Below are 9,899 nucleotides of genomic sequence, written 5' to 3' on the forward strand. Positions count from 1 at the left end.
TTCCACTCGCCGTTGATGGAGCCGATGCTGGAGGAGTTCCGTGCGGTTGTGGCGGGGCTGACGTTCGGTGTGCCGACGGTGCCGGTGGTGTCCAATCTGGCCGGCCGGCTTGCTGAGCCCGCGCAGCTGTGCTCGGCCGATTACTGGGTGGCTCATGTCCGTGAGGCGGTGCGGTTCGCCGACGGGATACGGGCTCTGCACGCGGAGGGTGTGACGCGGTTCCTGGAGCTGGGCCCGGACGGCACGCTGTCGGCCATGGCCGGGGAGTCGCTGCCGGACGAGACCGTGCTCGTCCCCGCGCTGCGCAAGGACCGTCCAGAGGAGAGGGCGGTACTCGCGGCTCTGGCGCAGTTGCACGTCCAGGGCGTGCGAGTGGACTGGGCGGCGTTGTTCGCCGGAACCGAGCCCCGTCGGGTGGATTTGCCGACGTATGCGTTCCAGCGTGAGCGTTTCTGGCCTGTGGGGCCTGTGGGGCGTTCTGGTGATGTGCGGTTTGCGGGTCTGGGTTCGGTGGGGCATCCGTTGTTGGGTGCTGCGGTGGAGCTGGCAGGTTCCGGTGGGTTGTTGTTCACGGGCCGGCTGTCCACCGTGTCGCCTGCGTGGCTCGCTGATCATGTGGTGCTGGGGTCGGTGCTCGTGCCGGGTACGGCGTTGGTGGAGCTGGTGTTGCGGGCGGCGGATGAGGTCGGCTGTGATCTGCTGGAGGAGCTGACGCTCGCCGCGCCGCTGGTGCTGCCTGGTTCGGGTGCTGGTGTGCAGGTGCAGGTGTGGGTCGGTGAGCCGGACGATTCCGGTCGTCGGGCGGTTGCGGTGCACTCACGTGAAGGCGAGGAGCCGTGGACCCTGCATGCGAGCGGTGCTGTGATTCATGGTGCTGAGGCGGCCGTGTTCGATACGTCGGTGTGGCCGCCTGCCGATGCTGTCTCCCTTGATGTGGCCGGCTGCTACGAGCAGTTCGCGGAGTCGGGATTGACGTATGGTCCGGTGTTCCAGGGCCTGCGGGCGGCCTGGAGGCTCGGCGGGGACGTCTATGCCGAGGTCGGTCTTCCTGAGGGAGTCGACGGTGCCGATTACGGTCTTCACCCGGCACTCTTCGACGCGGCGCTGCATGCGGCGATGCTGGGCGGGGGAGGGGAGGGCGTTCCGTTCTCGTGGAGCGGGGTGTCCCTGCATGCGTCCGGTGCGTCACAGATGCGGGTGCGTATCCGTGCTCTCGACAGCGGTCTGTCGATCGCGATGGTGGATTCGGCCGGTGGGCCGGTGGCTTCGGTGGAGTCGCTGGTGGTCCGTCCGATCGCTGCCGGGGACTTGCGGACCGGCGACCGCGACTCCCTCTTCAACCTCGACTGGGTTCCTGTTTCGCCGACGGGCGAGAGCGTCGAACTTGCCGGGCCGTTCCGGACCTACACGGACCTGGAGTCCGTAACCGGGGCCGACGTCCCGGGGACCGTGCTGATCGAGCCGGCCATCGAGGCTGTCGGCACCGTTGAGTCCGTATATGCCGCGGCCGCACTGGCGTTGGAGTCGGTGCAGTCATGGCTGGCTGACGAGCGGTTCGCGCAATCGCGGCTGGTGTTCGTGACGCGTGGCGCGGTGGACGGCACGGATCTCGCAGGTGCCGCCGTCTGGGGCCTGGTCCGCTCCGCGCAGTCCGAGAGTCCCGGGCGCTTCGTTCTGGTGGACCTGGAGAGCGACGCCGATGCGGCGGTCCTGTCGCAGGCGCTCGCCTCCGACGAACCCCAACTGCTGGTGCGCGAAGGCCAGATTTTCGCCGCTCGCCTGGTGCGCGCGCAGTCCCGGAACACGGCCGATGTGGCCTGGGACGTGTCCGGCAGGGTTCTGGTTACTGGTGGTACGGGTGGTCTGGGTCGTGTTCTTGCCCGGCATCTGGTGGTTGAGCATGGTGTGGGGAGTCTGCTGCTGGTCAGCCGCAGTGGTCCGGCCGCCGTGGGTGCCGAGGAGTTTGTGGCCGAGCTGGCGGCGCACGGGGCGGATGTGATCGTCGAGGCGTGCGATGTGTCGGACCGGGGGGCTGTGGCGGATCTGGTGTCCCGGTATCCGGTCAGTGCTGTTGTGCACACCGCGGGTGTTCTTGATGACGGTGTGATCGGGTCATTGACGGCGGAGCGGCTTGCGGCGGTGATGCGTCCGAAGGTGGACGCGGCGTGGAATCTGCATGAGGCCACGAAGGGCCTGGAGCTGGACGCGTTCGTGGTCTTCTCCTCCGTGGCGGGTACGTTCGGCAGTGCGGGTCAGGCCAACTACGCGGCGGGCAACGCCTTCCTGGACGCGCTGGCACGTCACCGCCGGGCCCAGGGGCTTGTGGCCACGTCACTGGCGTGGGGTCCGTGGTCGCAGGACAGTGGCATGACCGGCACGCTCACCGAGGCCGACCTCCAGCGGATCACCCGCTCCGGAATGCCGCCACTGACCGCCGAGGAGGGCCTCGCCCTCTTCGACACCGCCCTCGGCACCGACGAACCCGTACTTCTCCCCGTCCACCTGGACCTCACCGCCCTGCGGGCACAGGGCGAGCCCCTGCCACTCCTGCGCAGCCTCATCCGCACGCGTAACCGGCGTACCGCTGTCGGCGGTTCGGCCACGGCGGCCGGTCTCGTGCGGCGTCTGGCGGGACTCTCCGGGAACGAGCGGCGGGTGGTACTGCTGGACCTGGTGCGCGACCGGGTCGCGGCGGTTCTCGACCACGCCCGCCCGGACACGATCGATCCGTCGAGGGCCTTCCAGGATCTCGGCTTCGACTCCCTGACCGCGATCGAACTCCGCAACGGACTGGGCAAGGCCACCGGTCTTCGACTGTCGGCGACAGTCGTGTTCGACTACCCGACGGCCGACGCCCTGGCAGGCCACCTCCTCGACGAGCTGTTCGACGCCGACGAGGCAGAGCAGATTCCGGTGGCAGCGCTGCCGTCCCTGACGGACGACCCGGTCGTCATCGTCGGCATGAGCTGCCGCTTCCCCGGCGGCGTCACCTCGCCCGAGGACCTCTGGCAGCTGGTGTCCGACGGTGTGGACGCCGTCTCCGGCTTCCCGACCGATCGAGGCTGGGAGATCGCGGACGCCTACGACCCCGACCGCGAGGGCGCCATCGTCACCCGCTCCGGCGGATTCCTCCGCGACGCGGGGGACTTCGACCCCGCCTTCTTCGGGATGAGCCCCCGGGAGGCCCTGACCACCGACGCCCAGCAGCGGTTGCTGCTGGAGACGAGCTGGGAGGCGATCGAGCGGGCGGGCATCGACCCGACGACACTGCGCGGCAGCCGGACGGGCGTCTTCGCCGGCGTGATGTACCACGACTACTCCCAGCTCCTCACCGGGCGCGAGTTCGAGGGTTATCAGGGCAGCGGGAGCGCGGGCAGTGTGGCATCGGGCCGGGTGTCGTACACGTTCGGCTTCGAGGGGCCTGCGGTCACGGTGGACACGGCGTGCTCGTCGTCGCTGGTGGCCCTGCACCTGGCGGCGCAGTCACTGCGATCGGGTGAGAGCACTCTCGCCCTCGTCGGAGGCGTGACGGTGATGGCGACCCCGCTGACGTTCGTGGAGTTCTCCCGGCAGGGCGGGCTCTCACCGGACGGGCGCTGCAAGGCGTTCTCCGACAGCGCCGACGGTGTCGGCTGGTCCGAAGGCGCCGGCATGCTGGTGCTGGAGCGTCTGTCGGACGCGCGGCGGAACGGACATCGGGTCCTGGCTGTTGTGCGGGGCAGCGCCGTGAACCAGGACGGTGCGTCCAACGGTCTGACAGCGCCGAACGGCCCCTCCCAGCAGCGGGTGATCCGGCAGGCGCTGGCGAGTGCCGGGTTGTCCGCGCCGGACGTCGACGTCGTGGAGGCCCACGGTACCGGCACGACGCTGGGTGACCCGATCGAGGCGCAGGCCCTGCTCGCCACGTACGGTCGGCACCGGCCCGAGGACCGCCCGTTGCTGCTGGGCTCGATCAAGTCGAACATCGGCCACACACAGGCGGCCTCGGGTGTCGCTGGTGTGATCAAGATGGTCATGGCCATGCACCGCGGTGAACTTCCGCGCACCCTGCATGTCGAGGCGCCGTCGTCGCACGTCGACTGGTCGGCCGGTGCTGTCGAGCTGCTGACTGAGCGGACCGTTTGGCCTGAGGGGGATGGTCCGCGTCGTGCGGGGGTTTCCTCGTTCGGTATCAGCGGTACGAACGCGCACGTGATCCTGGAGCAGCCGGAGTCGGAGCCGGAGCCGGCTGCTGTCGAGGCCCGAGCTGTCCCTGATGGGCTGGTTCCCACGGTGGTGTCGGGGAAGAGTGAGTCGGCTCTGCGGGCTCAGGCGGCCCGTCTGCTGTCCCATCTCCACCGAGAGTCCGACTCACGACTTGTGGACGTCGCGTATTCGCTGGCGACGGGTCGTGCGGAGTTCCAGCACCGTGCGGTGGTGTTGGCGGCGGATCGGGATGGTCTGCTGCGTTCTTTGTCTGCTCTGGCGGAGGGCCGGGGTGACGCGGACGTTGTGGCGGAGGGTGTGGCGCGTTCGGGTAGGTCGGCGTTCTTGTTCTCGGGTCAGGGTTCGCAGCGGCTGGGGATGGGGCGTGAGTTGTATGCCCGGTTCCCGGTGTTCGCGGAGGCTTTCGAGGCGGTGTGCGCGGGGCTGGACAAGCACCTGGACCGCCCGTTGCGGGACGTGCTTTGGGGTGATGACGCGGAGCTGTTGAACCGGACCGTGTATGCCCAGGCGGGGTTGTTCGCGGTGGAGGTGGCGCTGTTCCGGCTGGTGGAGTCGTGGGGCGTCCGCCCGGATCAGCTGCTGGGCCACTCGGTCGGTGAGGTCGCGGCCGCGCACGTGGCGGGTGTGTTTTCGCTGCCGGATGCGTGTGCGCTGGTGGCGGCTCGGGGTCGGCTGATGCAGGCGTTGCCCGCCGGTGGTGCGATGGTGGCTGTCCAGGCGACGGAGGAGGAGGTCTTTCCGTACCTGGCCGGGGATGTGTCGATTGCTGCGGTCAACGGCCCGTCGTCGGTGGTGGTGTCCGGTGCCGAGGACGCTGTCGAGGCCATCCGGACCCGCTTCGAGGGCGAGGGACGCAAGACCAGCAGGCTGAGGGTCTCGCACGCCTTCCACTCGCCCTTGATGGAGCCGATGCTCGACGGTTTCCGGGAGGTAGTGGCGGGGCTGTCGTTCGGTGTGCCGAGCATCCCGATCGTCTCGAACGTCACCGGCGAGTCGGCGAACGCGGAACAGCTGTGCTCCGCGGAGTACTGGGTCCGCCACGTTCGTGAGGCAGTACGGTTCGCCGATGGTGTGCGCACGCTGCGAGAGCAGGGGGTGACCGCCTTCTTGGAGCTCGGCCCTGACGGCGCTCTCTCCGCGCTGGCTGTGGAGTCCGCGGGCGATGAGGCTGTACTGGCCCCAGTGCTGCGCAAGGGCCGTGCTGAGGAACCGTCGCTGCTCGCTGGTCTGGCCCGGCTGCATGTCCACGGTGTGCCGGTCGACTGGGCTGCTGTCTTCGCCGGCAGTGGTGCTCGTCGGGTGGATCTGCCGACGTATGCGTTCCAGCGTGAGCGTTTCTGGCCTGTGGGGTCTGTGGGGCGTTCTGGTGATGTGCGGTTTGCGGGTCTGGGTTCGGTGGGGCATCCGTTGTTGGGTGCTGCGGTGGATCTGGCGGGTTCCGGTGGGTTGTTGTTCACGGGCCGGCTGTCGTCCGCGTCGCATGGGTGGCTTGCTGATCATGTGGTGCTGGGGTCGGTGCTGGTGCCGGGTACGGCGTTGGTGGAGCTGGTGTTGCGGGCGGCGGATGAGGTCGGTTGTGATGTGCTGGAGGAGCTGACGCTTGCCGCGCCGCTGGTGTTGCCGGGTTCGGGTGCTGGTGTGCAGGTGCAGGTGTGGGTCGGTGAGCCGGACGAGTCGGGTCGTCGGGCGGTTGCGGTGCACTCACGTGAGGGCGAGGAGCCGTGGACGCTGCATGCGAGCGGGTCCGTCACCACAGGCGTCGAGGCAGCGGTCTTCGATACGTCCGTATGGCCTCCGCGGGACGCCGAGGTTCTCGATGTGAGCGGCTGCTACGAGCAGTTCGCGGAGTCCGGGTTCACCTACGGCCCGGCGTTCCAGGGCCTGCGGGCCGCCTGGAAGTCCGGTGACGAGATCTACGCCGAAGTCCGGCTTCCCGAAGGCGTCGACGGCGCTGCCTACGGTCTTCACCCGGCACTCTTCGACGCGGCGCTGCATGCGGCGATGCTGGGCGGGGGTGGGGAGGGTGTTCCGTTCTCGTGGAGCGGGGTGTCCCTGCATGCGTCCGGTGCGTCACAGATGCGGGTGCGTATCCGTGCTCTCGACAGCGGTCTGTCGATCGCGATGGTGGATTCGGCCGGTGGGCCGGTGGCTTCGGTGGAGTCGCTGGTGGTCCGTCCGATCGCTGCCGGGGACTTGCGGACCGGCGACCGCGACTCCCTCTTCAACCTCGACTGGGTCCCCGTTCCCCTGACAGATGAGCGCGTTGTTCTTGGTGCCGGACCGGACGGGGTGCCGTTCGGGGGGTATGCGGAGCTGGAGCCCCTGGCCGAGGGTGATATTCCCGAGGCCGTCCTGGTCGCGCCGCCCACCAGTGCCGCTGACACCGCGGAGTCGGTGCACGCCGCGGCTGCCTGGGCGTTGGAACTGGTGCAGTCGTGGCTGGACGATGAGCGGTTCGTGGATTCGCGTCTGGTGTTCGTGACGCGTGGCGCGGTGGGCGGCACGGATCTCGCAGGTGCCGCCGTCTGGGGCCTGGTGCGCTCCGCGCAGTTGGAGAGCCCAGGGCGCTTCGTCCTGGTGGACCTGGACGGCGCCACCGGGACCGTGCCGCCGCAGGCGCTCGCCGTTGACGAGCCTCAGCTGTTGATCCGAGAGGGCCGGGCCTTCGCTGCGCGTCTTGCCCGGGTGCAGACGCAGGACGCTGCCGACGAGATGTGGGACGTGTCCGGCAGGGTCCTGGTTACTGGTGGTACGGGTGGTCTGGGTCGTGTTCTCGCCCGGCATCTGGTGGTTGAGCATGGTGTGGGGAGTCTGCTGCTGGTCAGCCGCAGTGGTCCGGCCGCCGTGGGTGCCGAGGAGTTTGTGGCCGAGCTGGCGGATTACGGGGCGGATGTGATCGTCGAGGCGTGCGATGTGACGGACCGGGGGGCTGTGGCGGATCTGGTGTCCCGGTATCCGGTCAGTGCTGTTGTGCACACCGCGGGTGTTCTTGATGACGGTGTGATCGGGTCGTTGACGGTGGAGCGGCTTGCGGCGGTGCTGCGTCCGAAGGTGGACGCGGCGTGGAATCTGCATGAGGCCACGAAGGGCCTGGAGCTGGACGCGTTCGTGGTCTTCTCCTCCGTGGCGGGCACGTTCGGCAGCGCGGGCCAGGCCAACTACGCGGCGGGCAACGCCTTCCTGGACGCCCTGGCCCGTCACCGCCGGGCCCAGGGCCTTGTGGCCACGTCACTGGCGTGGGGTCCGTGGTCGCAGGACAGTGGCATGACCGGCACTCTTACCGAGGCCGACCTCCAGCGGATCACCCGCTCCGGAATGCCGCCACTGACCGTGGAACAAGGGCTGATGCTGTTCGACGCCGCGTCGCATGGCGCTGAGCCCGCGGTACTTCCGGTGCGTCTGGACCTCGCGGCTCTCCGCGCGCAGGGCGAGCCCTTGCCGCTGCTGCGCGGGCTGATCCGTACGCGCACCCGCCGAGCCGGCTCCACCACCGCGGCCTCCGGGATCGCCCAGCGCCTGACCGGGCTGTCCACGGCGGACCGGCACGAGATGCTGCTCGATGTCGTACGCGGGCAGATCGCAGTGGTTCTCGGACACGCCGGAGCCGCGGAGATCGACCCGACCAGGGCCTTCCAGGACCTCGGCTTCGACTCGCTGACGGCGGTCGAACTCCGCAATCGCCTCGGCGCGGTGACCGAACTCCGGTTGCCGGCGACGGCCGTCTTCGACTATCCGACCGCGGACGCGCTTGTCGGCTTCCTGCTGGGTGAGATGTTCGGTGCGGAGGCGGAGGCGGCGGCGGGGGTGGCTGTGCCGGTGGGGGTGTCGGTGGTTGTCGCCGATGATCCGGTGGTGATTGTCGGGATGAGCTGCCGTTATCCGGGTGGGGTCGCGTCGCCTGAGGACTTGTGGCGGCTGGTGTCGGAGGGTGTGGACGCGGTCTCGGACTTCCCGGCCGAACGCGGCTGGGACGTGGAGTCCCTCTACAACCCCGACCCCGGGCACACGGGGACGAGCTATACCCGTGCGGGCGGGTTCCTGACGGAGGCGGCGGAGTTTGATCCGGCGTTCTTCGGGATGAGTCCTCGGGAGGCGCTGGCGACGGACTCGCAGCAGCGGTTGCTGCTGGAGACGACTTGGGAGGCGATCGAGCGGGCCGGTATCGACCCGGTGTCGCTGCGCGGCAGCCAGACGGGCGTCTTCGCGGGTGTCATGTACAACGACTACTCCCAGCTCCTCTCCGGGCCCGAGTTCGAGGGCTATCAGGGCAGTGGGAGCGCGGGCAGTGTGGCCTCGGGCCGGGTGTCGTACACGTTCGGTTTCGAGGGGCCTGCGGTCACGGTGGATACGGCGTGCTCGTCGTCGTTGGTGGCCTTGCACTGGGCGGCGCAGTCGCTGCGGTCGGGTGAGTGCTCGCTGGCCCTGGCCGGTGGTGTGACGGTGATGTCGACGCCGGCGGTGTTTGTGGAGTTCTCGCGGCAGCGGGGTTTGTCGGCGGACGGTCGGTGCAAGGCGTTCTCCGATGCGGCCGATGGTGTCGGCTGGGGTGAGGGCGTGGGCATGCTGGTGCTGGAGCGCTTGTCTGACGCGCGGCGGAACGGACATCGGGTCCTGGCCGTCGTGCGTGGTTCTGCCGTGAACCAGGACGGTGCGTCCAACGGTCTGACGGCGCCGAACGGCCCCTCCCAGCAGCGGGTGATCCGGCAGGCGCTGGCCAGCGGCGGGCTGTCCGCGCCGGACGTCGACGTCGTGGAAGCCCACGGCACCGGCACGACGCTGGGTGATCCGATCGAGGCGCAGGCGCTGCTGGCTACGTACGGTCAGGACCGTCCGGAGGGCCGGCCGCTGCTGCTGGGCTCGGTGAAGTCGAACATCGGCCACGCGCAGGCCGCGGCGGGTGTCGCGGGTGTGATCAAGATGGTCATGGCGATGCGGCATGGTGAGCTTCCGCGCACCCTGCATGTCGAGGCGCCGTCGTCGCACGTCGACTGGTCGGCCGGTGCTGTCGAGCTGCTGACCGAGCGGACCGTCTGGCCTGAGGGCAACGGGCCGCGACGTGCGGGTGTCTCCTCTTTCGGTATCAGCGGTACGAACGCGCACGTCATTCTGGAGCAACCGGAGTCGGAGCCGGCCGAGGCCGTGGAACCGGCGGACGCGACGGACGGACCGCTTCCCCTGGTGGTGTCCAGCAAGTCCACGGCCGGGCTGCGTGCCCAGGCTGCACGGCTGCTGTCGCACCTCAACACCGAGCCCGGGCTGAGGGCCAGGGACGTGGCGTACTCGTTGGCGTCGGGGCGGTCGAGTTTCGCGCACCGTGCGGTGGTGTGGGGTGCGGACCGGGATTCCGTGATGCGTGCTCTGTCGGCGCTCGTGATGGGTGAGGCCGATCCGGGCGTGGCGGAGGGCTCGGTTTCCGAAGGAAAATCGGCATTCCTCTTCTCGGGCCAGGGCTCGCAGCGGCTCGGCATGGGGCGTGAGTTGTATGCCCGGTTCCCGGTGTTCGCGGAGGCTTTCGAGGCGGTGTGCGCGGGGCTGGACGAGCACCTGGACTGCCCGTTGCGGGACGTGGTCTGGGGTGATGACGCGGAGTTGCTGAATCGGACCGTGTATGCCCAGGCGGGGTTGTTCGCGGTGGAGGTGGCGCTGTTCCGGCTGGTGGAGTCGTGGGGTGTGCGGCCGGAGTACGTGGCCGG

Annotated in this window: 1 protein-coding gene; it reads left to right on the plus strand. The window is 69.3% G+C overall.

Annotation, left to right across the window (positions count from 1 at the left end; genetic code table 11):
* Positions 1 to 24 precede the first annotated feature (24 nt).
* Positions 25 to 9,899: SDR family NAD(P)-dependent oxidoreductase (locus ABZ951_RS32680; RefSeq protein WP_361281601.1), on the plus strand; the 9,875-nt coding region annotated here is incomplete at its 3' end.

Source organism: Streptomyces sp. NPDC046215, from assembly GCF_040646215.1.
In the GTDB taxonomy this organism is placed as follows: Bacteria; Actinomycetota; Actinomycetes; order Streptomycetales; family Streptomycetaceae; genus Streptomyces; species Streptomyces stramineus.